Source organism: Aquitalea aquatica, from assembly GCF_013911085.1.
GTDB lineage: Bacteria > Pseudomonadota > Gammaproteobacteria > Burkholderiales > Chromobacteriaceae > Aquitalea > Aquitalea aquatica.
The window spans coordinates 310,933-335,735 of sequence record NZ_JACERN010000022.1 but is presented as its reverse complement, the minus strand read 5'-3'; the positions used below and the strand labels follow the sequence as shown (position 1 = coordinate 335,735).

Sequence of the window (24,803 nt, the reverse complement as noted above, 5' to 3'; positions counted from 1 at the left end):
TACACCGAGACACGGCAAGGGTAAACCCGTTAAACCTTGTGGCATTTTCTTTGTAAACTAATTAATTTAAATGACACTTTAAAGACATCAATATGAATATGGTCATATCTGTCAGGAGAAACAGCAGAAAATAGGAGAGGATCCGCAGGAAAAACAGCTGACAGGATGGCTAAGCCACGCAAGCGGGAAGATGGGAACAGTGAAAATAGAAAAAGCCGCCCGAAGGCGGCTTTTCTGAAAACAGTAAACCTTGCGATTAACGCTTGGAGAACTGCTTGGCACGGCGAGCTTTACGCAGGCCAACCTTCTTACGTTCAACTTCACGAGCATCGCGGGTAACATAACCTGCAGCCGACAGAGCCGGTTTCAGGATAGTGTCGAAGTCGATCAGAGCGCGGGTGATACCGTGACGGATCGCACCTGCCTGGCCGGTTTCACCACCACCAACAACATTAACCTTAATGTCGAAGGATTCGAGGTTTTCGGTCAGAACCAGCGGCTGGCGGATAACCATGCGACCGGTTTCGCGGGCAAAGTATTCGTCAACAGGCTTGCCGTTAACGATGATCTGACCGCTACCCTTTTGCATGAACACGCGAGCAACGGAGCTCTTGCGACGGCCGGTGCCGTAGTAGTATTTACCGTTCATTCTCTATGCCTTAAAAACGAAATTCCAGCACTTTGGGCTGCTGGGCAGTGTGCGGATGTTCGGTACCAGCGTACACCTTGAGCTTCTTGATCATGGCGTAACCCAGCGGACCCTTCGGCAGCATGCCTTTTACGGCTTTTTCCAGAACGCGCTCCGGGAACTGGTTTTGCAGTTCGGTGAAGTTGCGTTCGTAGATACCACCAGGATAGCCGGAGTGACGGTAGTACTTCTTGTCCAGCGCTTTGTTACCAGTAACACGCAGTTTGTCAACGTTGACTACGACAATGTAGTCACCGGTATCAACGTGCGGAGTGTATTCCGGCTTGTGCTTGCCACGCAGGCGGTGAGCGATTTCGGCGGCGAGGCGACCCAGCACCTTGTCTTCGGCGTCGACCACGAACCACTCGCGCTTAACCTCATGCGGCTTGGCAGAAAAGGTCTTCATGGAACTCTTCCATCGTAATTCTTGAAAGTTACGGATTCTAGTACAGTGGCCTTTGCACTGTCAAACCATTGTGCGACAAAGAAAATGGCGGAAGCAAAACCAGGGCAAAAACCGCTCGTTTTTGCCACAGTTGTTGCAAAAACAGGCAAACGGGCGGTTTTCCACTATCCAGGGCTGGACAGCGATCATAAAGCAAAAAAAAAGGCGCAATCCATTCTGATTGCGCCAAGTTCCACCTAAAAGAAGGAGGATGGAGGAGACAACACCAAAACGCACACATTGCATGCCACGTCCTGATGCAGGTTTCATTATCTGCACCGCATCCCGGTTTGGCAAGACTTTTTTGTGCACCGCACTAAAATTTGCTGTGCGGTGTGCAACACCAAGGCAATACATTGTTATTAAAAGAGAAAAGCCCACTGCAAGCGGGCTTTACACTTGTGAAACACAACAGAAAAGCTGCTTTTCAGTGCTGATTTTGCTTGAGATGGCCCGAAAAACTGGCATTTATGCTGCGTTGCAATATAAACATATTCCCACCGTTTTACAGCCGGATGGCTGTTGCCAGTGCCAGCTCCATCATCTCGCGGAAGGTGGTTTGCCGCTCTTCAGCGCTGGCCGCCTCACCGGTGGGAATGATGTCGGAAACGGTGAGAATGCCCAGGGCGCGGGCACCATACTGCGCCGCCACACTGTAAATGCCGGCCAGCTCCATCTCGATGACCTGCACATTCATTTTTTCCAGCACCTCCAGCATATTGGGCTCTACGCCGTAAAACAGGTCGGCCGAAAACACATTGCCCACGGTGACCTTGCGCCCCTGCTCCGCCGCCACGTCCATGGCGGTGCGCAGCAGTTCGTAGTCGGCGATGGCAGCAAAGTCGTGCTGGTTGAAACGCATGCGGTTGACCTTGCTATCGGTACTGGCCCCCATGGCGATGTACAGCTCGCGTAGCTGGGTGCGGGCGGTAACGGCACCGCAGGAACCGATGCGAATGATGTTTTTCACCCCGTAGTGCTGGATCAGCTCGGTGGTGTAGATGCTGGCGGAGGGAATGCCCATGCCATGCGCCATCACTGACAGCCGCTTGCCCTGGTAGCTGCCGGTATAGCCCAGCATATTGCGCACGCTGGTGACCTCGCGCACTTCCTGCAGAAAGGTTTCGGCAATCATCTTGGCGCGTAGCGGGTCGCCCGGCATCAGCACGGTTTCGGCGAAATCACCCGGCTGGGCGTTGATATGCGGTGTAGCCATTGTGGTTTTCCTTGTGGGATTGTTCAGTTCAGAAATGAGCGGCCGTAATCCATGGCCGGCAGGCCCAGATGGGCGGCCACGCTCTGGCCGATATCGGCAAAGCTGCCGCGCTCACCGATGGAGCCGGGCTTGACGCCATGGCCGTAGCACAGCACCGGGATATGCTCGCGGGTGTGATCGGTACCGGGCCAGGTCGGGTCGCAACCATGGTCGGCAGACAGGATCAGGATATCGTCCGGCTGCAGGGCAGCCATGACCTCGGGCAGACGGCGGTCGAACTGTTCCAGCGCAGCGGCGTATCCCGCCACATCGCGACGATGACCGTAGCTGGAGTCGAAATCGACGAAGTTGGCCATGATGATGGCGCGCTGCTGTGTGTCGCACATGGCGGCCAGCGTGGCATCCCAGATCTGGTCGAAGCCGGTGGCCTTGTGCTGTTCAGTGATGCCGACATGGGCGTAAATGTCAGCGATCTTGCCGATGGACACCACCTGCCCGCCAGCGTCGGCCAGCTTTTGCAATACGGTAGCGGCTGGCGGCGGCAGCGCCAGGTCCTTGCGGTTGCCGGTGCGGACAAACCGGCCGCGCCCTTCCCCCAGGAAGGGCCGTGCGATCACCCGGCCAATATTGTAAGGCTCCAGCGCAGCGCGGGTGATCCGGCACAGCTCATAAAGCCGCTCTAGGCCGAAGCTTTCTTCGTGGCAGGCAATCTGGAATACCGAATCAGCCGAGGTATAAAAAATGGGCTTGCCGCTGCGCATGTGTTCTTCGCCCAGCCGGTCGAGAATTTCCGTGCCGGAGGCGTGGCAGTTGCCCAGATAGCCCGGCAGGCCGGCCTGGGCCACGATGTCGTCCAGCAGGGCCTGCGGGAAGCTGTTGTCCTTGTCGCGGAAATAACCCCAGTCGAACAGCACCGGCACCCCGGCGATCTCCCAGTGACCGGACGGCGTATCCTTGCCGCTGGACAGCTCACGGGCATAGCCATAAGCGGCAAGAGGGGCCGCCTGCTCCATGCCGGCAGGAAAATAGCCGGAGGACAGCTGACAGGCATGGCCCAGCCCCATTTTCGACAGATTGGGCAGGTGCAGCGGGCCGCTGCGACCCTTGTCGGCACGACCGGCGGCGGCTTCCATGGCGATATGGCCCAGGGTATTGCTACCGGCATCGCCGAATTGCGGTGCATCGGCAGCGGCACCGATGCCGAGTGAGTCAAGTATCAGGATGATGGCGCGTTGCATGATGTGATCTCCTGCGCTTAGCGGCGGTGGATGGTCTGATAGACCAGCGGCAAGGCCGCTGGTGCTGCCTCGCTCAGGCTAATGGCGCTGCGGATGCGGCGGGCTGCTTCGTCGGCCCCACTCTCATCGGCAGCATGAATCAACAGCAGGGGCTGATCGGCAGCCACCCACTGCCCCAGTTCGACAAACTGCGTCAGGCCAACCCGGTAGTCCAGCTGGTCACTGGCCAGGCGACGGCCACCACCCAGCGCACACACCGCCATGCCCAGGGCTCGGGTATCCATGGCGGCGACAAAGCCGCTGCGCTCAGCATAGACCGGGCGCAGCGCCGGTGCCGCCGGCAGATAACGCGGATAGTGCTCGATAAAATCTGCCGGGCCACCCAGCTCGGCCACCATGCGGGCAAAGATCTCGGCAGCGCGGCCAGAGTCCAGCGCCTGCTCCAGCTGCAGGCGTGCATCGTCCTCGCTGGCCGCCAGCCCGCCGGCCAGCAGCATTTCGCTGCACAAGGCCATGGTGATGGCGTGCAGGCGCGGGTTGCGCTCTTCGCCCTTCAGATAGCGTACTGCCTCGGTGGTTTCCAGACTGTTGCCAGCGCTGCTGGCCAGCGGCTGGCTCATGTCGGTAATCAGTGCGCTGGTACGCACTCCCGCGCCATTGCCCACCTCGACGATGCGCTCGGCCAGGGCGATGGAGGCTGCCATGCTGGGCATGAAGGCGCCGCTGCCGGCCTTGACGTCCATCACCAGCACATCCAGCCCGGCGGCCAGCTTTTTCGACAGGATGGAGGCGGTGATCAGCGCGATGGATTCCACCGTGGCGGTGATGTCTCGCGTGGCATAGAAGCGGCGGTCGGCCGGGGCCAGATCGCTGGTCTGGCCGATGATGGCCACGCCGACCTCACGCACTACCTGTCGCAGACGCTCGGGCGTGGGAAAGGGGTTGTAGCCCGGAATGGCCGACAGCTTGTCCAGCGTGCCGCCGGTATGGCCCAGACCACGGCCGGAAATCATTGGTACAAAGCCGCCACAGGCGGCAATCAGCGGGCCCAGCATCAGTGACACCACATCACCGACCCCGCCGGTGGAGTGCTTGTCCAGCACCGGGCCGGGCAAGTTCAGGTCGGCCCAGTGCAGGCAACGGCCGGAGTCGCGCATGGCCAGGGCCAGCGCGACGTTTTCTTCCAGCTCCATGCCGCGAAAATACACCGCCATGGCCAGGGCGGCGATCTGGCTGTCAGCCACGCTGTCATCGGTAATACCGGCCACGAACTGGTGGATTTCCTCGGCCGACAGCGTCTGGCCATCGCGTTTCCTGCGAATGACTTCTTGTGGCAAAAACATGCTGTTCTCCTGCGGCGACGCTGCTGCATCTGCGGCAGCGTCCGCAAAAAATGATGGCCGAAGACAGGCTTCGGCCCTGGTATGGCAAGCGATACACCGCCTGCCCTGCCGCTTGGGTCAATAGCCGCTGGCGGGCGCGCTGCTGGTACCGGCAATTTCCGCCTGCAAGCTGGCCAGCAGGCTGGACGCGCCAAAACGGAAACGCTCGGCCGTCACCCACGACTCGCCCAGCAGATGTTCGGCCAGATCGATGTATTCGGCCGCATCGGCGGCACTGCGTACGCCGCCAGCGGCCTTGAAACCACAATGGGCACCAGTAGAACGGATGGCGGCCAGCATGATGCCCGCCGCATCCAACGTGGCATTGACCGGCACCTTGCCGGTGGAGGTCTTGATAAAGTCAGCCCCGGCTTCGATGGCGATCAGGCTGGCCTGACGAATCAGTGCCGGCTCGTGCAGCACGCCGCTTTCGATGATGACTTTCAGCACTTTGTCACCACAAGCTTCCTTGCAGGCGGCCACCAGTTCGGCCCCGACTTCGGCATTGCCGGCCATCAGCGCACGGTAGGGAAACACCACATCCACTTCGTCAGCCCCGGCGGCGATGGCGGCCTCGGTTTCGGCCACGGCCTGTGCGACATCAGCGCCGCCAGCCGGGAAGTTGGTTACGGTAGCGACCTTGACCTGTGACAGGCCCAGCTCATCCAGCGTGCGGTGCGCCAGCGCGACAAAACGCGGAAACACGCACAGTGCCGCCACAGTACCGGCGCTGCTGCTGGCCTGCTGGCACAGGGCGATCACCCGGGCATCGGTATCGTCATCGTTCAGGGTGGTGAGGTCCATCATGGACAGGGCGCGACGCGCGGCAGTAATGAGTTCTGACATGGGATTCCTGCTGGGTTGTCATCTGCATGCCAGGCCATGGCCAGTCGCCATGCCCGCAGATTCAAGGGACAGATTATGGAAATATCTTTAGCTGAAAGCAATCGTGAATAGCAGGAAGCAGCCGAACAGGACAATGGCTTCCAGGCCTAACCGGCTCTGGAGCATACGTCGCAGCGCTTAGCCGGCCATGTGTTGCAGATAGTGTTGCAAACGTTGCTGCAGATAGGGAACGGCGGCGCGATGGTCCAGATACTCGGCGGGCGTCATCCAGCCCCAGTACTGGCCTTCGTCGCCAAAACGGATGGTACTGACCTGCGCCGCGTCGAGCTGGCCCACCATGAAAAAGCTGACGACACCGGGCTGGTGCCAGCTGGGGTAGCTGCGCTGCCAGAGTAGTTGCTCCGGCCGTAGCAGGATGCCGAATTCTTCTGTGGTCTCACGCTGCAGACAGGCAAACGGGCTTTCCTGCCCTTCCCTGCCGCCACCGGGAAAATCCCAGCAGGCGGCAAAGGGCAGGCCGGGCTTGTCGTCACGCAGATACACCAGCAGGCTGTCCTGATAAAACAGCGCCGCCTTGGCTCCGCAAAACGACTCACGCATGGCCGGTCCTTACACCCGCCGTGCGTCGGTCACACCGGGCAGCTCCATCATGCGTGCCAGTACCCGGCTGATGTCCTGAACCTGGCGAACTTCCACGGTAAAGCGCATCTTGGCGCGCATGTCGCGCGACAGGGTATGCACGGCGATCAGGTTGAGCTTTTCCCGCGACAACACATCGGAAATATCCCGCAACAGGCCGCCACGATCCAACGACACTACTTCAATATCAATCGGAAACACACTGCTTTTCTGATCGCCCCAACCCGCTGAAATCAGCCGCTCCGGCACATCGGCTGACAAGCGCTTGAGTGTGAGGCAATTGGTGCGATGGATGGAGATACCGCGGCCCTTGGTGACAAAACCGACCACGGCATCCGGCGGTGCCGGCTTGCAGCACTTGGCCAGCACCGTCATCAGGTTGTCCACGCCTTCGATCAGGATGCCGCCCGCATCATGGCCGCCCCGACTGGCGCGGATGATGCTTTCCGGCTCCACATCCGCTGGCGGCGGCGGGGCAAAGCTGAGAATGGCATTGGCCACGGCACGGACACTGAGTTCGCCATGGCCCATGGCACCGTACAGCTCGTCCATCTTGGCATAGCCCAGCTTTTCCGCCAGCGCACCCAGATTGGGCTGCAGATGCGGATGGCGCGCCAGTTCGCGCTCGAACAATTGCTTGCCGGTTTCACGCACGGTATCGGCATTTTGCAGGCGGATATACTGGCGGATCTTGGAAATGGCGCGGTGGCTCTTGACCCAGCCGTCGTGCAGCCAGTTGACCGACGGTCCACCTTCCTTGGCGGTCAGTACCTCTACCCGCTGGCCATTCTGCAAGGGGGTGGACAGGGGTACGATCTGCCCTTCCACCTTGGCACCACGGCAGCGGTTGCCCAGGCCGGAGTGAATGGCATAGGCGAAATCGATGGGAGTGGCACCGTGCGGCAGCGCCAGCACCCGGCCTTGCGGCGTCAGCACATAGATGGTGTCGGAGAACAGCTCGGTCTTGAAGGCTTCCGCCAGCCCTTCGCGGTCGGACATTTCCTCGCGCCAGTCCAGCAGTTGGCGCAGCCAGGAGATTTTTTCCTCGTACTGCGCATCGCCCTTGCCACCTTCCTTGTAGCGCCAGTGCGCGGCCACGCCGAATTCGGCATGTTCGTGCATTTCGAAAGTGCGGATCTGCACTTCCAGCGCCTTGTCTTCCGGGCCGATCACCGCCGTATGCAGGCTGCGGTAGTTATTGGCCTTGGGGTGGGAGATGTAGTCGTCGAACTCGCCGGGAATGGGCTGCCACATGCCATGGATGATGCCCAGCGCGGTGTAGCAGTCCGGCAGCTTGTCCACCAGGATGCGCACGGCGCGGATGTCGTACAGCTCGGTAAAATCGAGCTTTTTCTTCTTCATCTTTTTCCAGATGGAGAAAATATGCTTGGGTCGGCCAGCCACCTCGGCCTTGACCCCGGCCGCTTTCAGCTCGCCGCGCAGGGTGTCCAGCACGCGGCCGATATAGTCGATGCGCTCCAGCCGACGCTCATCCAGCAGCTTGGCAATTTTCTTGTAGCTGTCGGGCTCGGTATGACGAAAGCCCAGGTCTTCCAGCTCCCACTTGATCTGCCACACCCCCAGGCGGTTGGCCAAGGGGGCAAACAGGTCCAGCGTTTCGGTTGCAATGGCGCGCCGTACTGCCTCGTCATGCACATGGGGCAGGTAGTGCATGGTCTGGGTGCGCCAAGCCAGCTTGATCAGCACCACGCGGATATCCGCCACCATGGCCAGCAGCATCTTGCGCATGGTTTCTGCCTGGCGGGCGCGCTCTTCCGGGGTTTCCAGCTTGTCGATGCGCGCCAGTTCGGTAATGCGGCGCACGCCGCCCACGCCATCCACCAGCACGGTCACGGTCTGGCCGAAGTTTTCCGTCATCCATTCCTGCCACTCGGCGCGCTGGTCCGGCACGGCAAACAGCAGGGTGGCGACGATGGCATCGGTCAGCAGATTGAGATCGGCCACGATGGCCGCGGCGGATACCGCATGACTGAACAGGTCTTCGCCCGTACTGGCCAGCACCTTGCCACGGTAGAGTTCGCGGGCTGCGGCAAAGGCGCGGCTCAGCAGGTCGGATTCGGCCTGGGGCAGGCTGGCGGACAACAGTTCAAGCCACCGTGTCGGGTCGGCGGCATCGGCCAGGGTATCGGCCATCGAACGTACTACGGAAACCATATTTCACACCTGGGCAGCAGTGCTGCACAAAAAATGGATGCCAACTTCCGTCGGTCAGGCCAGCAGACGTTGCAACAGTCGCTTCACCGGCGCGGGCAAGCCCGCCTCCAGCGCCTGCTGCAAGGGTATCCACTGTCCGGCGGATTCCTGCACTCCGGTGGCCGCCAGCGTATCCAGCCGCGCCGGCACCGGGGTAATGATCAAGCGGTAATGGGTAAACACATGCTCCAGCTCGGGCCAGGATGGCAGTACATCACCACTGCCCTGCCGGGCAAACCAGGCCTCCAGCGCCATGCTGTCGGCAAACTCCGGCAGCGACAACAGCCCACCCCAGATGCCGGAAGGTGGCCGCCGCTCCAGCCAGATACGGTCGCCATGCTGCGCCAGCAACATGACGGTGTGGCGGGTGGGCACCGCCTTTTTCGGGCGCGGCGTCGGCAGTTCGTGGGTGCGGCCCTGCCGGGCAGCCACACAGCCATCCACCATCGGGCAAACGGTACAGGCCGGCTTGCGGCCACATACGGTGGCGCCCAGGTCCATCAGGCCCTGGGTGTAGGCGGTCATCTGGCTGCTGTCAGCAGGCAGCAGGGCTTCGGCCAAGGCCCACAGCTGCTTTTCAACGGCTTTTTCACCGGGAAAGCCTGCAATGCCGAAGCAGCGCGTGAGCACTCTTTTGACATTGCCATCCAGAATGGTTTCGCGCTGAGCGAAGGCGAAGGAGGCAATGGCAGCGGCGGTGGAACGCCCTACTCCCGGCAAGCGCTGCAATGCCTCGCGCTGCACCGGAAAATGGCCGCCAAATTCGTCCACCACCATCACCGCTGCCTTATGTAAATTACGTGCCCGGCTGTAATAGCCAAGCCCGCTCCACAAGGCCAGCACTTCGTCCACCGAAGCTGCCGCCAGCGACGCCACATCGGGAAAGCGCAGCAGAAAGCGGGCGTAGTACTCCAACACCGCAGTGACCTGGGTCTGCTGCAACATGATTTCCGACAGCCACACCCGGTAGGGGTCGCTCACCTGCCAGGGCAGATCGTGACGGCCATGCTGTTTTTGCCAGGCCACCAAGCGGGTGGCAAATGAATCCTGCAACATGCGGGCCCGCGTTTATGCAAAAGGGAACCGGACATGCTACCTCAAAGGCGAGGAGGCACCAAGCAGTGTCGCGGCAAATAAGGTAAAATGAAAGATTGCTTATTAAGGATGTACCCATGGCCACTTTCCGTTCACGCCAGCGCGCCAATCTGCGCCGCGATATCAGCAGCAGCGAAACAGACTCCGCTCAGCCTGCCGCTGGCAACGCCGCAGCATCAGCCGAAGGCGCGGCCAAGGGACCCATCATCCAGAAAAAGGCACCATCGGCCAGCGGCCCGCGTGATCCTTACTCCGCACGTCGTCCGGCCGGCGGCCAGCCGCCACGTCAAGGCGAACGCCAGTTCCAGCAGCGCGATGGTGAACGCAAGCCCTACCCGCCGCGTGACGGCGAAAAACGCTTCGAACCGCGTGATGGTGAACGCAAGCCGTACAACCGTGACGATCGTGAGCGCAAACCCTACCCGCCGCGTGACGGCGAAAAGCGCTTCGAGCCACGTGATGGTGAACGCAAGCCGTACAACCGTGACGACCGCGAGCGCAAGCCCTACCCGCCGCGTGACGGCGAAAAGCGCTTCGAGCCGCGTGATGGTGAACGCAAGCCCTACAACCGTGACGATCGTGAGCGCAAACCCTACCCGCCGCGTGATGGCGAAAAGCGCTTCGAACCACGTGATGGCGAACGCAAGCCGTATAACCGCGACGACCGCGAGCGCAAGCCCTACCCGCCGCGCGACGGCGAACCGCGTCGTTTCGAACCCCGTGATGGCGAACGCAAGCCCTACAACCGTGACGACCGCGAGCGCAAGCCCTACCCGCCGCGCGACGGCGAACCGCGTCGTTTCGAACCCCGTGATGGCGAACGCAAGCCCTACAACCGTGACGACCGCGAGCGCAAGCCCTACCCACCGCGCGAACGCGATGCCTCGGCACCGCGCAGCCTGCACCCGGCCGACAGCCGTGGTGATCTGCACGAATCGCGCCGCCCGGAAGGCGAACGCAGCTATCAACGTGATCGTGGCCCGTCCGGCCGCAAACCACTGAACAGCCAGCCTGATCGCCAGATCGAACACAAGCCGCATGCGCCGCGTCATGTGGAGCGGGATACCCCTGCGGCGAGTACACCCACCATTCCGGCAGCAGTAGAACAAGGCCCGCGCAAGCTGTTTTCCAAGCCTGCCGAGCGCAATGCGCCGCCAGCAACACGTGATGACAGCTTCCGCCGCGAAGCAGCCCCGCGCCGTTTTGAACGTGAAGAACAGCACAGCCCGCGCAGCTACGACAAGGCGCCGGTTGAGCGGGAAAACCGTTTCCGCAGCGACGATACAGCGCCGCAGGAACAGGCACCGCGCAAGCTGTTCTCCAAACCTGCCGCACCGCGCAATGATGGCCCGCACGAACAGGCCCCGAGCCCGAGCGAGCGCAATAATGCCGCCAGTTACTACGACCCGGAAATCCTGCCGGCACCGAGCGCCGAGCGCGAAAACCGCTTCCGTCGTGATGAAAGCACACCAGCAGCCGCACCGCGCCGCTTCGAGCGCGAAGACAAGCCGCGTGCCGAAGGCGGCCAGCGCAAACTGTTCAGCAAGCCATCCGACAGCCCGCGTGACAACAGCTTCCGCCGTGAAGACAGCCGCGAGCAGGCCCCGCGCCGTGATGCACGCGACGAACGTGGCAGCTGGAGCGATCGACCGAGCAGCCTGAAGCCCTTCGACAATAATCGCCGCATGGAGCGCGACCCGCGCGCACCGCGCCAGCACGACAGCCGCCAGCACGGAGACAGCGCCAAGCCGGCCTGGAGCGGCAAGCCCGCAGAACAATCGGTCTACGCCCTGTCCGGCCTGCGCCACAATCAGCTGGCCTTGTTCTCTCCCTGCCCGCGTGGCCTGGAAATGACCCTGGTCGCCGAACTCAATGCACTGGGTGCCAGCAATGTCAGCAAGGTAGACGGCGGCGTGGCCTTCAATGGCGACGCCGACATCATGATGAAGGCCAACCTCTACAGCCGCACTGCCAGCCGCGTGCTGCTGAAACTGGCTGAAGGTGGCTACCAGCAGGAAAGCGACATCTACCAGCTGGCCATGCAGATCGACTGGCCGCGCTGGTTCGACGTATCGCGCAGCATCAAGGTAAAAACCGATGCCATCGGCGCACAATTGCGCAGCCTGGATTTTGTTTCGCTCAAGGTGAAAGATGCCGTGTGCGACCGCTTCCGTCAGGCCAATGCCGGCCGTCCCAATGTGGACACTCGCGAACCGGACATGCGCATCCACACCTTCCTCACCCGCGACCACGCCACCATTTACCTGGATACCAGCGGCGAGCCGCTGTTCAAGCGCGGCTGGCGCGAGGAAACCGGCGAAGCGCCGCTCCGGGAAAACCTGGCTGCCGGCATCTTGCTGATTGCCGGTTACGATGGCAGCCAGCCCTTGCTGGACCCGATGTGTGGCAGCGGCACCTTCCTGGTGGAAGCAGCCGACATCGCCCTCAAGCGTGCACCAGGCCGCAACCGCCGCTTCGGCTTCCAGCGCCTGCGCGAATTCGACGCCCTGTCCTGGGAAGCCCTGCTGAGCGAAGCCCGCGCCGCCGAGCTGCCGGTACGCGACCTGGCCATCAAGGGCAGCGACCGTGCCCTCAACATGCTGCCGATTGCCCGTGCCAACCTGCAACGCGCCGGCCTGGCCGATGCCATCGAACTGCAGGCACAGGACATCCTGGAAGCACGCCCGTTTGCCGACAGCGGCTTTATCGTCACCAACCCGCCCTATGGCGTGCGCATGGATGAGCAAGACGCGCTGGCCGAGCTGTACCCGCAGCTGGGCGACTGGCTGAAAGCGTACTTTGCTGGCTGGACTGCCCACTTCTTCAGTGGCGACCTGCGCCTGTCCGACATGATTCACCTGTCGGTCAAGCGTCGCACCCCGCTGTTCAACGGCTCGCTGCCCTGCCGCTTGTTTGCCATTCCCATGGTGGCAGGGAGTGCCCGCCGCGAAAAACCGGCTGCCGATGCCGATAACGCTGCCGACGAAGGGAAGGATGCCGAGTAATCTCCTGCGGTATGCGTGATAAACAAGGCCCGGCATTGCCGGGCCTTGTTTATCTTCCTGCATTGAGCGCAGGACTGATTTTACGACGCTAGCTCACGCATCCTGGCGTGCGGCCTCTGCATGCCGCTGAACAAGATACCCGCCGAACACAATAAGGCAAATTCCTAGCAGTTCGAATACGCGCGGGATTCGAGCATCAAGTGCATAACCGTAGGCCAGCGCAAAAATGGTTTCTAGGCAAAGCACTCGCCCTGCCACAATGCTGGAAACATGGCGTGACGACACATTCCACAGCCACATTGCCAGATAAGATACAAAGACACCCAAAAACACGACACCGAATATAAATGCAGCTAAACGGTCGGCAGAATAAGCGTTTAGCACTGACATATCATACCCGGCGAACACATACGCGAAGAGCGCAAGCAGGAGACTTTGCCATAATGCGCAAATACCCAACAAACCTGCCCAACGCAATGAAGAAATACCAGCATTCAACTTAAGAAAACTGGCATTAGCAATGCAATACATGGTAAGCAGCAATAAAGATATCAGTGAAAAAATGATGCCACGAAGATGATTAGCATTGAGCAATAGACCTGAAGAAGCATTCACATTCAAATAATTAATCAACACAATTCCAGAAACAATCAAGCCAATACCTGGTAGCAAGCCAGGCAGCGACCACACCTTGTCCTGGAATGCGCCGACCAGAATGACAGAAACTGGCAACAATCCAATAATCAGCGCAGGATAAACGAAGCCACTATATTTGACCCCCAAGGTCAAGAAAAGATAATAGCCAACATTGCCACAGAATGAGATTGCATTTCCCAGCATGAAAATGGGCAAGGAAATCTTTACATTTCCCAAGCCTAGCAGCACTAAAATAATAATCGACATGACACCATATACTACATAACGAAAAACGGTAATCAATTCCGAGGGAAAATCATGCAAGGCATACGGCACGACAAAAGCCGCTCCCCACAGGGCATTGGCAGCCACACCCAAAGCCATATAAAAATTTACGCTCTTGCTTCCGGCCATTGCATAGCCTCCAAAATAAATAACACGCACCCAAAATAAATAAACAATATCAATTGACAAGCATTACAAGCACCACACAAAATTTCATTAACTTAACAGTCGTACAATTGCAATAGCATTTTTCCCAAAAACTAACTATCAAGAAAATAGCTGTCACTACAGACAGAACATCACCTCCACCAACACGTCGACACCACCATGCAAACATCCTTCATTTCCGCCACGGTCTTGCTGATTCTGATTACCGATCCGCTGGGCAATATCCCGCTGTTCATCAGTGCGCTCAAACAAGTCAAACCGGAGCGGCGTAAAAAGGTGGTCTATCGCGAATGCCTGATCGCATTTCTGGTATTGCTGACCTTCATGTTCTTTGGTCGCAATTTTCTGGATGTGATGCACCTGACGGATCAGTCGATGCAGGTCGCTGGCGGGGTGATTTTGTTTCTGATTGCGCTGAAGATGATTTTCCCCAGCGAGGGCGGCAGCGTGTTCGGCAGTGACAAGATGCATGGCGAGCCCTTCATCGTGCCGATTGCCATTCCGCTGATTGCCGGCCCCTCGGCGATGGCCACGGTGTTGCTGATGTCCACCCGCGAGCCGGCGCGCATGCTGGAGTGGATAGGCGCACTCACCATCTGCATGCTGGTCACTACCGTGGTATTTCTGTTTTCTGGACGTCTGCAGAAACTACTGGGCGAGCAAGCGATTACCGCGCTGGAACGGCTGATGGGCCTGGTGCTGACGGCCATTTCCATCGAGATGCTGCTTAGCGGTGTCGCTTCCTATATCCGCCAGTTCCACTGAGCTTTCGCGGCTAGCGGGCCTTCCATATTTGCTCGGTCGGCTCCGTATCTGCCGAGAGCTGGCTGGGCAGGCTGGGACTGAAGGCCAGCATTTTCAGGCGTGCCAGGCGCTCGGCCTGCTCTTCCGGTGTCGCCAGCTGTATCTGCTTGAGCTGCTGCAGTTGCTGGCGCAGATTGGCCACCGCGCGATAGGCGCTTTCCTTGTCCGAGCGCAGCGTACGTAGCTCCTCCTGCATTTGTTCCAACTTGTGCTGCAGCGCATCCATTTCTTCTTGTGCTTGCCGGTGTAGCTGTTGTGCCTGGGCAGCCTCTTGCTCCGACTGTGCCAGACTGCCACGCAGGGCATCCACGTCCTGCTGCAACGCTGACACTCGCTCATCCTGTGGCTCTACCTGCGGGACAGGGGCGGCAGTACGCTGGGCTTGCTCACGCATGTGGTGTAAAGCCTGCTCAGCCGCCGCGCGGCCTTGCCGCGCATCATCCAGTTGATGCTGCAAGGCCTGCACCCGCTCATCCCGCAAAACGTCCAACTCAGTAGCAGGCTGATACACACTGTTCGCCTGCGGCCCTGCGGTGAGCCCCAGCACCTTGCTCAAATGCTGTCGGACGGCATCCAGTTCCTGCGCCTGTTGTTCACACAGCAAGGCCAGATCCTGTTGCTCGGCCAGCAGTTCTTGCCGGTCATCTTGCCAGGCAGCCTGTGCTGACCGCACATACTGATTGGCCCGCTGCTGCGCCTGCTGCCAGGTACGGTCGAGAACAAGCCCGGCCTGCTGATTGAGTTCGCCAGGCAGGCCCTGTGGCAAGGGGGCAATATTGGCCTGCTGGCTCTTACGCCATTCCATGTACAGCTGGCTGGCGACATTCATGTCGACCCCGGCCAGCCTGCACACATCAGCCAGCAGCGGGAAGCATTGCTGATCATGCTGCAGGGATAACAGAGACATAAGCTGGTGGATGCGTTCACGTAGATCCGCAGGAATGATGGCTGCCTGACTCATGACATTTTCCTTTTCTTAGACCGCACACCGGATGAGCCGCCATGCCGCAAGTAGCGGCCTGAAGGCGCAGTGATCAGCACCTGCCCATGGCTGGGATGAAGACAGGAGCAGGGTGCATCTTGCCATTTGAATAAACAATTGAGAATAACAGCAATAAATACCTGTAGCGAACATCCACCACTGCCCAGTAGATCTGCCGCGGGCCGGAATCTACCGATGGCCAATGACACAGCTTAGGGATATCAGCAATTAGCTAGCAACCGATCGCTTGCTAGGATGGCGCTTAATAACAGGACCCTGCAGGGCCCGGCACAGCGCTCGATATCCGAACATCTGCGAACAAGAGACCAGACATGCAAGCCAGAACACCGCTTTACTCACGCCTGTACTTTCAGGTGTTGGTTGCCATTACCATCGGCGTCTTGATGGGTGCCTTCTATCCGGAAGCCGCCGCCAAGATGAAGCCGCTGGGCGACGCCTTCATCAAGCTGATCAAGATGATGATCGCTCCCATCATTTTCTCCACCGTGGTGGTGGGCATTGCCAAGATGGGCGATATGAAGGAAGTGGGCCGGGTCGGCATCAAGGCACTGCTGTACTTTGAAGTGGTAACCACGCTGGCGCTGGTCATCGGCCTGGTGGTGGTGAACCTGCTGCAGCCGGGTGCCGGGCTGAATGTGGACCCGCACACGCTGGATGCCAAATCGGTAGCCAAGTACGCCGCTGGCGCCAAGGACATGAATACCGTTGACTTCATGCTGCACATCATCCCGGATACCGTGGTGGGCGCATTTGCTACGGGTGAAATCCTGCAGGTGCTGCTGTTCTCGGTATTGCTGGGCCTGGCCCTCACCCGCATGGGCAGCAGCGGCAAGACCGTCATTGCCATGCTGGACGAGTTCTCCCACGCTCTGTTCGGCGTGATCAACATGCTGATGAAGCTGGCCCCTATCGGTGCCTTTGGTGCGATGGCCTTCACCATCGGCAAGTACGGTGTGGGTTCGCTCAAGCAGCTGGGCTTTTTGATGGCCTGTGTCTACCTGACCTGCTTTGCTTTCGTCTTCATCGTACTGGGTGCCATCGCCCGCTTCAACGGTTTCAGCATTTTCAAATTCCTCGCCTACATCAAGGAAGAAATTGTACTGGTGCTGGGGACGTCTTCGTCCGAATCCGCCCTGCCGGGCATGATGAAAAAAATGGAACACCTGGGTTGTGCCAAGCCGGTAGTGGGCATGGTGATTCCCACTGGCTATTCCTTCAATCTGGATGGCACCTCCATCTACCTGACCATGGCTGCCATTTTCATTGCCCAGGCCACCAATGTGCAGCTGAGCCTGGGTGAAGAGCTGGGCATCATCGGCGTGCTGCTGCTGACCTCCAAGGGTGCGGCGGCAGTAACCGGCGGCGGCTTCATCACCCTGGCCGCCACCCTGGCCACCCTGGGCGGCAAGCTGCCGGTGGAAGGCCTGGCCCTGCTGATCGGCGTGGATCGTTTCATGTCCGAAGCCCGTGCCATCACCAACCTGATCGGCAATGGCGTGGCCACCGTGGTGGTGGCCAAATGGGAAAAGGCACTGGATCAGGACCGCATGCAGCGCGTGCTGAACGGCGAAGTGCTGCCGGAAGTAGAAGCCGTACCGGCCAAGCACTAAGACCCGCCCCCTTTTCAGTCAGTCTTACAGCCCGTCACCCGACGGGCTATTTTTTTGCTCGGCAAAAAAGGTCACCAAATGATCGACAAATACCCGCACCTTGCCCGGCACATGGCGACGCACCGGGTATACCGCCGATACATCCAGACACACCCATTGGTAATCCGGCAGGATGACTTGCAGCCGCCCGTCAGCCAGCGCCTGCTGTAACAGGAATTCCGGCTGACGGATGATGCCCATGCCCTGGATGGCGGCATTGGTGAGGATGTCGCCATTATTGGCACGCAAACCACCCTTCACCTTGACCCGGCCTGTGCTGCCATCCGGCGCCTGGTACTCCCACAGCGTCGGCTGACTGGTCAGGGTGTACAGCAGGCAATCATGCCCGGCCAGTTCGTCCGGATGCTGCGGCACACCACGCCGCAACAGATAATCCGGCGCGGCGCACAGCCGGTCGCGCACTCTGGCCAGCGGCCGGGCAATCAGCGAGGAATCCGCCAGATTGGACACACGAATGGCCAGGTCAAAGCCCTCCTCCACCAGATCCACCTTGCGGTCGTTCAGCGACAACTCCACTTCCACCTGCGGATGCTGACGCTGGAAACCGGCAATGGCGCTGCCCAGAAAGCGCATGCCAAACGACACCGGCGCAGTCACCCGCAGCCGGCCGCTGGCCTTGCTGGCCCCCTGCGACAGCAGCGCGTCCAGATCCTCCAGCTCGGCCAGCAGGCTACCCGCCTGGGCCAGATAGGTTTCGCCAGCCTCGGTGAGCGACAAGCGCCGCGTGGTGCGATGCATCAGCCGTACACCCAGCCGTGTTTCCAGTGCTGACACCAGCTTGGTTACCATGGCGCGCGACAGGTCGAGACGGTCTGCCGCGGCGGCGAAGCTGCCTTGCTCTGCTACGGTGACAAAGGCGCGTATTTCAGAAAACCTGTCCATATAATTTCCAATAAGTAAACAATATCTTAATTTATAGCATATTTATTCAGTTTTATGCCCATGGTCAAATACACCCACTGCAACCGCCCACCCATACCCGGGCCCATACCGCTACAGGAGTTTTCACCATGAACATTACCTCTCCCGCTCTGTCCGCCCTCATCCTGCGCGTGTCGCTGGGCCTGATGTATCTGGCACACGGCGCCACCAAGCTGTTCGTCTTCGGCCCGGCTGGTACTGCCCAGTTCTTTTCCAGCCTGGGCCTGCCCGGCTTCGTCGGCTACCTGTCGATGGCCGCCGAACTGGCGGGCGGCCTGTTGCTGATACTGGGGCTGAAAGCACGCTGGGTTGCCCTGGCGCTGGTACCGCTGCTGGCTGGCACCATCGTGCTGGTACATGGTGCCAATGGCTGGATGTTCACCAATCAGGGCGGCGGCTGGGAATATTCGGCCTTCCTGATCAGCAGCTCGCTGGCCCTGTTCCTGCTGGGTGACAAGCCGGCCGGCCAGCAACAAGCCTGATCCATCCACCAACGAGCAAGGGGCGATGCGCCAGACACGGCGCATCGCCCCTTTTTACTTGTCCTTCCGCCAAACCATCAAGCCTTGTCGCCATCCGGCATAAGGCTATGCTGGAGTGGCTGTGCTCTGGGCGAACAGCCACTCCCTCGTCAGCCCGCCACACTGTGGCAAAGCTGCAGCAGCCGTAGATGATTTTGTTGACGGCCATCAAGCCACTTTCACATTAAGACTGTAGCTAAATTACAATATTGGCATGATAGCAACGTTGCAATCTGCCTACACAACTCTGCTAAAAAACAGGTTTATTCCTGCAATAACAATATTCTTGCGTACTACGGGCTGAATAGGCACTTGCCTTTGACGCTAAGTTGCGGCTTAATCCTGCCCCAACAATCGCTCGTAATAAAATAACTGTTGCAATCAACTCCTGAGGAGTTTCACATGGGCTCTCCCGCGCCACGACTGGACATTCTGGCCCCCCTTTCCGGGTGGCTGGTTGCCCTGGACACCGTCCCCGATCCGGTATTCGCCGGAAAAATGGTGGGTGACGGCATTTCCCTGGACCCGACCTCCTGCTCGCTGCTGGCCCCGGTCAGCGGTACTGTCAGCAATATCCACTCCGCCCACCACGCCCTGACCATTACCTCGGACAACGGCGTCGAAGTGCTGGTCCATATCGGCATCGACACCGTCATGCTCAAGGGTGAAGGCTTTGTGCCGCTGGTGGAGCAAGGCCAGCACGTGAAAGCGGGACAGCCGCTGATCGATTTCGACCTGGACCTGGTGGCGCGCCGCGCACAAAGCCTGCTCACCCAGATCATCATCACCAATGGCGAAGTGGTGGAAAAACTCACCTGTGCCAGCGGTCTGGTCGAGGCTGGCAAAAGCATCATCATGACGCTGGATCTGCAAGGCGCAGCCGAAGCAGCCCAGCAGGCCGAAGGTGAAACCCTCTGCTCCGACAGCATTACCATCAGCAACCCGGCCGGCCTGCATGCCCGCCCTGCTGCGGTATTCGCCAGCGCGGCCAAGCGCTTTGCTGCCGACATCCAGCTGCAGCTGGGTGACAAGCTGGCCAATGCCAAATCGGTGGTCGGCATCATGGGCCTGGCTACGGTAAACGGTGATCAGGTACAGGTTGTGGCCACCGGCAGCGATGCCGCCGCCGCCATTGCCGAGCTGTCGCAGCTGCTGCTGGACCGTTGCGGCGAAAGCCTGGACGAAGCACCCACTGCCGTCACAACGGTAGCCGCCCAGCCGGTACAGCAGGACAGCGCAGGCGTGCTGGCTGGCGTGGGTGCCTCGCCCGGCATCGCCATTGGCCGCATCTTCCACCATCGTCTGCAGGAATTCGACGTGGCTGAAGCCGGTGCCGCCGGCGTGGTGGAACAGCAAAACTTCACCCGCGCCACCGAAGAAGCCGCCGAGCAGATCGAGGCCATCAAGTCGCAGCTGCAAGACCAGGCCAAGCGCGCCATCCTGTCCATGCATCAGGAACTGCTGCAAGACCCGGACCTGCTGGCACTGACCTACGCCAGCCTGGCCGATGGCAAGTCTGCTGCCTGGGCCTGGCGTGCTGCTTTCAGCGCCTATTCCGCCCGCCTGGAAGCACAGGACAATGCCCTGCTGCGTGAACGCGCCAACGACATCCGCGACGTGGGCCGCCGCGTGCTGGCCTTGCTGGCCGGTGTGAAACAGAGCGAGCTGGACGTACCGGCCGGTTCCATCCTGATTGCCGAAGACCTGGCCCCGTCCGACACCGCGGCGCTGGACCCGACCAAGGTCCTGGGCTTCTGCACCCGAACCGGTGGTGCCACCAGCCACGTGGCCATCCTAGCCCGCTCACTGGGCATTCCGGCCATTTGCGGTATCTCCCAGGCCGCCCTGGCACTGGAAGATGGCCGTGAGGTGATTCTGGACGGCAGCGCCGGCACCCTGAACATTGCCCCGACCGAGACAGAAAAAACCGAGGCGGCAGCCGCCATCGCCCGACTGGCCGAACGCCGCGCCGCCGAACAGGCCATGTCGCAACAGCCAGGACAGACCAGCGACGGCAGCCGCATCGAAGTGGTAGCCAATATCCGCAACGCCGCCGATGCCCGTGACGCCGTGAAAGCCGGTGCCGAAGGCGTGGGCCTGCTGCGTTCGGAATTCCTGTTCGATAACCGCGACACTGCACCGTCCGAAGCCGAACAGGCTGCCGAATACTGCGCAGTGGCCCGCGAGCTGGGCAGCGATCGCCCGCTGGTAGTGCGCACGCTGGATGTGGGTGGCGACAAGCCGCTGTCCTACCTGCCACTGCCCAAGGAAGACAACCCCTTCCTCGGCCTGCGCGGCATCCGCGTCAGCCTGGATCGCCCCGATCTGCTACGCACCCAGCTGCGCGCCATTCTGCAGGCCGCGCCGCTCACCCGCCTGCACATCATGTTCCCCATGGTGGCTTCGCTGGATGAACTGCGCGCCGCCAAGGCCATTCTGGCCGAAGAGCAAGCTGCCAGCGGACACGCCGACGTCAAGGTAGGCATCATGGTGGAAGTGCCATCGGCGGCCATCCTGGCTGGGCGCTTTGCCCCGGAAGTGGACTTCTTCTCCATCGGCACCAACGACCTCACCCAGTACGTACTGGCAATGGACCGTGGCCATCCGCAATTGGCCAAACAGGCCGATGCCCTGCATCCGGGCGTACTGGCCATGATTGCCATGACCTGCGACGGTGCGCGCGCCCACGGCAAGTGGGTGGGTGTGTGCGGTGGCCTGGCTTCTGACGAACGTGCGGCACCGGTACTGGTTGGCCTGGGCGTGAGCGAGCTGTCGGTCAGCACGCCGTCGGTGGCGACGGTCAAGGCCACACTGGCGCGCTGGAGCATGGACGAATGCCGCGCACTGGCGCAGCAGGTACTGGCGCTCTCTACCGTGGCAGAAGTGCGCAGCCATCTGGCGCAACAGACGCGTTAAGCGCAATGAAACCTGCCGTCCGGCTGGCCCGGACGGTGCTGGCTCCCACCGCCCGGCGGCTGGGGGCATTACGCAGGAATCACTATCATGTTTGATCAATCCTTCGCTTTTCTGCAGAAAATCGGCAAATCGCTGATGCTGCCGGTAGCCGTATTGCCGGTGGCAGGCCTGCTGCTGGGTATTGGCGCCACCGATTTCCACACCCAGAGCACCGTGCTGCTGGCCATCCTGTCGCTGATGAAAAACGCCGGCGACGTGATCTTCGGCAATCTGCCACTGATCTTTGCGGTGGGCGTGGCGCTGGGCTTTACCGAAAACGACGGCGTAGCCGCCATTGCCGCCACCATCGGCTTCCTGGTGATGACCACCACGCTGGGCGTGATGGCCGGGCTGATGGGTGTGAAACCCGACACCATCATGGGCATGCCGTCCATCCAGACTGGCGTATTCGGCGGCATCCTGGCCGGTGGTCTGGCTGCCTATATGTTCAACAAGTACTACCGGATCAATCTGCCGCAGTACCTGGGCTTCTTTGCCGGCAAGCGCTTCGTGCCCATCGTCACCGCCGTGGCGGCCATCGTGCTGGGTGCAGTGCTGTCCTTTGTCTGGCCACCCATTGGCGGCGCCATCAAGAGCTTCTCGCAGTGGGCTGCCGTGAGCGATCCGCGCACTGCAGCCACCGTCTACGGCTTTGTCGAGCGCCTGCTGATTCCGTTTGGCCTGCACCACATCTGGAACGTGCCTTTCTTCTTTGAAATGGGTGACTTTGTCGATGCCAGCGGCAAGCACATCCACGGCGACATCAACCGCTTCTTTGCTGGCGACCCGACGGCCGGCGTGCTGTCAGGTGCCTTCCTGTTCAAGATGTTCGGTCTGCCGGCTGCTGCCATTGCCATCTGGCACACGGCCAAGCCGGAAAACCGGGTGAAAGTGGGCGGCATCATGATTTCCGCCGCGCTCACCTCTTTCCTGACCGGCATTACCGAGCCCATCGAATTTGCCTTCCTGTTCGTGGCTCCGGTGCTGTACTTCATCCATGCCTGCCTGGCGGCATCGGCGCAGTTCGTCGCCAATACGCTGGATATGCACATGGGCTTTACCTTCTCGCAAGGTGGCATCGACTTTTTGATGTTCAACCTGATCGGCAACAAGTCGCATCACGCCTGGTATGTGTTCATCCTCGGCCCGATCTACGCGGTCATCTATTACAGCGTGTTCCGCTTCGTCATCCTCAAGTTCAACCTGAAAACTCCGGGTCGTGAAGATGAAAGCGGCGAAGCACAGGCCGCAGTCAGTGAAGACCAGCGCGCCCGTGCCCTGGTACTGGCCTTTGGTGGCCGCAGCAACATCACCAATCTGGACGCCTGCATCACCCGTCTGCGTATTGCGGTGAAAAACCCGGCCCATGTCGACCAGGCCAAGCTCAAGTCCATGGGTGCATCGGGTGTGGTACAGGTGGGTAGCGGCATTCAGGCCATTTTCGGACCGCAATCGGAAAACCTGAAAACCGATATGGAGATCTACCTGAAAACCGCCGGTGACGATGCCGAACTGCCGGCAGCCGCCGCCAGCGCCGCCCCTGCCGCCACGGTTAGCACAGCAGCAGCGCCGGCAGCCGTGGCCGCCGATCCGCAAGTGGCCGCCACCGCAGCAGCCGTGCTGGCCGCACTGGGTGGCCGTGGCAATGTGCAAAAGGTGGAAGCCATCGCCCATACCCGTCTGCGGGTTGAGCTGAAGCAGGCGGCGGTGTTTGATCAGGCTGCGGCCCAGCAAGCCGGCGTGGTGGCCTGCGTGCAGACCCAGCCGGGTGTGTGGCATCTGGTGGTGGGCGAACAGGCCGCCGTACTGGCACAGGCACTACAAGGCTGATCCGCCTATCTGCAACACAAAAGGGCTGCCACTGGCAGCCCTTTTTCATGTGCGCTCATGGCGCGGCGAAGAACGCTTACAAGGCGAATAACTGGCGCAGATGCAGGGCGACGCCGGACTCGACATTGCTGGCCACCGTGGCCGCCTGCGGCAGCTGCGAGGCCAGCCGTGGGTGGGCATTGGCCATCACCCGCGGGTGACCAGCCGTTTGCAGCAATTCGATATCGTTCTGGCCATCACCAAAGGCCAGGCAGTCGGCCGTGCTGATGCCCAGCTCGTCCAGCACCAACCGCAAGGCATGGCCCTTGGACACACCTGGTGCCATCACTTCCAGGCAGTTGTCGGCCGAGAAGGTGATATAGGCCGAGTCGCCCAGCGCCTGGTGCAGCTTGGCCTCCACGGTCAGCAAATGGGCATGATCGGCGATATACAGCACCTTGCCGACACCCGCGCCATCATGCTGATGCAGCGCCTCGATCTGGTAATGCAGGCCGGAATCGGCATGCAGGTCGAGCAGGTACTGGTAGGGCTGATCAATCAGCCAGGCATCGTCCAGATAGAAATTGAGTATGGTGCCGGCGGCAAATTCCGGCTGGGCAATCTGGCGCACGATAGCGGGGTCCAGATTGCTGCTGTGGATCAGGCGATTGTCCGGGTCATGCACGCGGGCACCGTTGGAGCTGATCAGGTAGGCGGAAATCCCCAGCGCATCGCGTATGCCTTTCACATCCAGATAATGACGGCCAGTGGCCAGGGCAAAGCGCAGGCCTTGGGCCTCCAGCTGCTGCAGGGTTTGCGCGGTGAGCGCGTTGACGGCGTGGTGTTCATCCAGCAGGGTGCCGTCCAGGTCGGAGGCGATGAAACGGTACACGGCAAAACTCCGCTTGTAGTGGGAGCTGGCCATTTTACACCTGCCACCATGTAGCCGCAGGACTACACCAGGCACGCCGCACCAATGCAAAAAAGCCAAGCGGTAAGCTTGGCTTTTTTTGTATTCTGGTGGCCAGTCGCGGAATCGAACCACGGACACGCGGATTTTCAATCCGCTGCTCTACCAACTGAGCTAACTGGCCGTCTGACAGCTGCGGTGATTTGGTGGCCAGTCGCGGAATCGAACCACGGACACGCGGATTTTCAATCCGCTGCTCTACCAACTGAGCTAACTGGCCATCACTGCTACGCTTTCGCGTCATCAGAGCCACGCATTTAATCAGAGCCAGCTTGCCGCGTCAAGATTTTTTT

At 60.3% G+C, this 24,803-nt stretch carries 20 protein-coding genes and 2 tRNA genes; 7 read left to right on the top strand and 15 right to left on the bottom strand.

The window, feature by feature from the left end; genetic code table 11:
- Positions 1 to 256: 256 nt before the first annotated feature.
- Both rpsI and rplM read right to left on the bottom strand, forming a co-directional pair.
- Entirely contained in the window at positions 257 to 649 is a 393-nt protein-coding gene (rpsI, locus tag H2Z84_RS07385; RefSeq protein ID WP_103526466.1) for a 30S ribosomal protein S9, read from the bottom strand.
- A 10-nt stretch (positions 650 to 659) separates the two neighbouring features.
- Positions 660 to 1,094 (bottom strand): 50S ribosomal protein L13, encoded by a 435-nt coding sequence (rplM, locus tag H2Z84_RS07380; protein ID WP_059284599.1) that lies wholly within the window; start codon positions 1,092 to 1,094, stop codon positions 660 to 662.
- Positions 1,095 to 1,139: 45 nt separating this feature from the next.
- On the opposite strand from rplM, the gene H2Z84_RS07375 reads away from it, so the two are divergent.
- Entirely contained in the window at positions 1,140 to 1,334 is a 195-nt protein-coding gene (locus tag H2Z84_RS07375; protein ID WP_181835400.1) for a hypothetical protein, read from the top strand.
- Between the two features lie 304 nt (positions 1,335 to 1,638).
- On the opposite strand, the gene deoD is transcribed toward H2Z84_RS07375, so the two are convergent.
- The 7 genes from deoD to mutY all read right to left on the bottom strand — a co-directional run bounded on the left by deoD (position 1,639) and on the right by mutY (position 9,721).
- Positions 1,639 to 2,349, bottom strand: coding sequence for a purine-nucleoside phosphorylase (gene deoD / locus H2Z84_RS07370; RefSeq protein WP_181835399.1), 711 nt, complete (start codon positions 2,347 to 2,349; stop codon positions 1,639 to 1,641).
- 23 nt (positions 2,350 to 2,372) lie between these two features.
- Positions 2,373 to 3,587, bottom strand: coding sequence for a phosphopentomutase (locus H2Z84_RS07365; RefSeq protein ID WP_181835398.1), 1,215 nt, complete (start codon positions 3,585 to 3,587; stop codon positions 2,373 to 2,375).
- Positions 3,588 to 3,604: 17 nt separating this feature from the next.
- Entirely contained in the window at positions 3,605 to 4,930 is a 1,326-nt protein-coding gene (gene deoA / locus H2Z84_RS07360; protein WP_181835397.1) for a thymidine phosphorylase, read from the bottom strand.
- Positions 4,931 to 5,047: 117 nt separating this feature from the next.
- Complete coding sequence (gene deoC / locus H2Z84_RS07355) at positions 5,048 to 5,815, bottom strand: deoxyribose-phosphate aldolase (RefSeq protein ID WP_181835396.1); 768 nt, start codon at positions 5,813 to 5,815, stop codon at positions 5,048 to 5,050.
- Between the two features lie 177 nt (positions 5,816 to 5,992).
- Entirely contained in the window at positions 5,993 to 6,415 is a 423-nt protein-coding gene (locus H2Z84_RS07350) for an NUDIX hydrolase (RefSeq protein ID WP_181835395.1), read from the bottom strand.
- 9 nt (positions 6,416 to 6,424) lie between these two features.
- Positions 6,425 to 8,629, bottom strand: coding sequence for a RelA/SpoT family protein (locus H2Z84_RS07345; RefSeq protein WP_181835394.1), 2,205 nt, complete (start codon positions 8,627 to 8,629; stop codon positions 6,425 to 6,427).
- A 54-nt stretch (positions 8,630 to 8,683) separates the two neighbouring features.
- Positions 8,684 to 9,721, bottom strand: coding sequence for an A/G-specific adenine glycosylase (gene mutY, locus H2Z84_RS07340; RefSeq protein ID WP_220272734.1), 1,038 nt, complete (start codon positions 9,719 to 9,721; stop codon positions 8,684 to 8,686).
- Positions 9,722 to 9,840: 119 nt separating this feature from the next.
- Between mutY and H2Z84_RS21465 the strand changes: the two genes are divergently transcribed.
- Complete coding sequence (locus H2Z84_RS21465) at positions 9,841 to 12,768, top strand: THUMP domain-containing protein (protein WP_309545452.1); 2,928 nt, start codon at positions 9,841 to 9,843, stop codon at positions 12,766 to 12,768.
- Positions 12,769 to 12,861: 93 nt separating this feature from the next.
- On the opposite strand, the gene H2Z84_RS07330 is transcribed toward H2Z84_RS21465, so the two are convergent.
- Positions 12,862 to 13,878 carry a DMT family transporter gene (locus tag H2Z84_RS07330; RefSeq protein WP_181835392.1) on the bottom strand — a complete coding sequence of 339 codons (1,017 nt, stop codon included), beginning with the start codon at positions 13,876 to 13,878 and terminating at the stop codon, positions 12,862 to 12,864.
- Positions 13,879 to 14,016: 138 nt separating this feature from the next.
- On the opposite strand from H2Z84_RS07330, the gene H2Z84_RS07325 reads away from it, so the two are divergent.
- The gene (locus H2Z84_RS07325; RefSeq protein ID WP_103526307.1) at positions 14,017 to 14,622 is read left to right on the top strand and encodes a MarC family protein; all 606 of its coding nucleotides are present in this window, start codon (positions 14,017 to 14,019) and stop codon (positions 14,620 to 14,622) included.
- Positions 14,623 to 14,632: 10 nt separating this feature from the next.
- Here H2Z84_RS07325 and H2Z84_RS07320 read toward each other — a convergent pair whose 3' ends face one another.
- Positions 14,633 to 15,622: a DNA-binding protein gene (locus tag H2Z84_RS07320; RefSeq protein ID WP_181835391.1), complete on the bottom strand. Its 990-nt coding sequence runs from the start codon at positions 15,620 to 15,622 to the stop codon at positions 14,633 to 14,635.
- 353 nt (positions 15,623 to 15,975) lie between these two features.
- Between H2Z84_RS07320 and H2Z84_RS07315 the strand changes: the two genes are divergently transcribed.
- Positions 15,976 to 17,274, top strand: a complete 1,299-nt coding sequence (locus H2Z84_RS07315) for a dicarboxylate/amino acid:cation symporter (RefSeq protein WP_181835390.1) — start codon at positions 15,976 to 15,978, stop codon at positions 17,272 to 17,274.
- Between the two features lie 24 nt (positions 17,275 to 17,298).
- Here the strand turns inward: H2Z84_RS07315 and H2Z84_RS07310 are convergent, their stop codons facing one another.
- Positions 17,299 to 18,216, bottom strand: a complete 918-nt coding sequence (locus H2Z84_RS07310) for a LysR family transcriptional regulator (RefSeq protein ID WP_181835389.1) — start codon at positions 18,214 to 18,216, stop codon at positions 17,299 to 17,301.
- Between the two features lie 128 nt (positions 18,217 to 18,344).
- Between H2Z84_RS07310 and H2Z84_RS07305 the strand changes: the two genes are divergently transcribed.
- From H2Z84_RS07305 to ptsG, 3 genes are all read left to right on the top strand, one after another.
- The gene (locus H2Z84_RS07305) at positions 18,345 to 18,737 is read left to right on the top strand and encodes a DoxX family protein (protein WP_181835388.1); all 393 of its coding nucleotides are present in this window, start codon (positions 18,345 to 18,347) and stop codon (positions 18,735 to 18,737) included.
- 441 nt (positions 18,738 to 19,178) lie between these two features.
- The gene (ptsP, locus tag H2Z84_RS07300) at positions 19,179 to 21,692 is read left to right on the top strand and encodes a phosphoenolpyruvate--protein phosphotransferase (protein ID WP_181835387.1); all 2,514 of its coding nucleotides are present in this window, start codon (positions 19,179 to 19,181) and stop codon (positions 21,690 to 21,692) included.
- Positions 21,693 to 21,779: 87 nt separating this feature from the next.
- Complete coding sequence (ptsG, locus tag H2Z84_RS07295) at positions 21,780 to 23,561, top strand: PTS glucose transporter subunit IIBC (protein WP_181835386.1); 1,782 nt, start codon at positions 21,780 to 21,782, stop codon at positions 23,559 to 23,561.
- 76 nt (positions 23,562 to 23,637) lie between these two features.
- Here ptsG and H2Z84_RS07290 read toward each other — a convergent pair whose 3' ends face one another.
- The 3 genes from H2Z84_RS07290 to H2Z84_RS07280 all read right to left on the bottom strand — a co-directional run bounded on the left by H2Z84_RS07290 (position 23,638) and on the right by H2Z84_RS07280 (position 24,730).
- Entirely contained in the window at positions 23,638 to 24,465 is an 828-nt protein-coding gene (locus H2Z84_RS07290; protein WP_220272727.1) for a Cof-type HAD-IIB family hydrolase, read from the bottom strand.
- A gap of 93 nt (positions 24,466 to 24,558) precedes the next feature.
- Positions 24,559 to 24,634, bottom strand: a tRNA-Phe gene (locus tag H2Z84_RS07285).
- A 20-nt stretch (positions 24,635 to 24,654) separates the two neighbouring features.
- Positions 24,655 to 24,730 (bottom strand) — tRNA-Phe (locus H2Z84_RS07280).
- Positions 24,731 to 24,803: the final 73 nt, after the last annotated feature.

What these genes read in the sequence shown, in the direction of transcription:
- H2Z84_RS07350 (WP_181835395.1), bottom strand. Translation starts at nt 6,415, where the DNA reads ATGCGTGAGTCGTTTTGCGGAGCCAAGGCGGCGCTGTTTTATCAGGAC.
- H2Z84_RS07365 (WP_181835398.1), bottom strand. Translation starts at nt 3,587, where the DNA reads ATGCAACGCGCCATCATCCTGATACTTGACTCACTCGGCATCGGTGCC.
- ptsP (WP_181835387.1), top strand. Translation starts at nt 19,179, where the DNA reads ATGGGCTCTCCCGCGCCACGACTGGACATTCTGGCCCCCCTTTCCGGG.
- rpsI (WP_103526466.1), bottom strand. Translation starts at nt 649, where the DNA reads ATGAACGGTAAATACTACTACGGCACCGGCCGTCGCAAGAGCTCCGTT.
- H2Z84_RS21465 (WP_309545452.1), top strand. Translation starts at nt 9,841, where the DNA reads ATGGCCACTTTCCGTTCACGCCAGCGCGCCAATCTGCGCCGCGATATC.
- rplM (WP_059284599.1), bottom strand. Translation starts at nt 1,094, where the DNA reads ATGAAGACCTTTTCTGCCAAGCCGCATGAGGTTAAGCGCGAGTGGTTC.
- H2Z84_RS07315 (WP_181835390.1), top strand. Translation starts at nt 15,976, where the DNA reads ATGCAAGCCAGAACACCGCTTTACTCACGCCTGTACTTTCAGGTGTTG.
- ptsG (WP_181835386.1), top strand. Translation starts at nt 21,780, where the DNA reads ATGTTTGATCAATCCTTCGCTTTTCTGCAGAAAATCGGCAAATCGCTG.
- H2Z84_RS07290 (WP_220272727.1), bottom strand. Translation starts at nt 24,465, where the DNA reads ATGGCCAGCTCCCACTACAAGCGGAGTTTTGCCGTGTACCGTTTCATC.
- deoA (WP_181835397.1), bottom strand. Translation starts at nt 4,930, where the DNA reads ATGTTTTTGCCACAAGAAGTCATTCGCAGGAAACGCGATGGCCAGACG.
- H2Z84_RS07345 (WP_181835394.1), bottom strand. Translation starts at nt 8,629, where the DNA reads ATGGTTTCCGTAGTACGTTCGATGGCCGATACCCTGGCCGATGCCGCC.
- H2Z84_RS07320 (WP_181835391.1), bottom strand. Translation starts at nt 15,622, where the DNA reads ATGAGTCAGGCAGCCATCATTCCTGCGGATCTACGTGAACGCATCCAC.
- deoC (WP_181835396.1), bottom strand. Translation starts at nt 5,815, where the DNA reads ATGTCAGAACTCATTACTGCCGCGCGTCGCGCCCTGTCCATGATGGAC.
- H2Z84_RS07325 (WP_103526307.1), top strand. Translation starts at nt 14,017, where the DNA reads ATGCAAACATCCTTCATTTCCGCCACGGTCTTGCTGATTCTGATTACC.
- deoD (WP_181835399.1), bottom strand. Translation starts at nt 2,349, where the DNA reads ATGGCTACACCGCATATCAACGCCCAGCCGGGTGATTTCGCCGAAACC.
- H2Z84_RS07310 (WP_181835389.1), bottom strand. Translation starts at nt 18,216, where the DNA reads ATGGACAGGTTTTCTGAAATACGCGCCTTTGTCACCGTAGCAGAGCAA.
- H2Z84_RS07305 (WP_181835388.1), top strand. Translation starts at nt 18,345, where the DNA reads ATGAACATTACCTCTCCCGCTCTGTCCGCCCTCATCCTGCGCGTGTCG.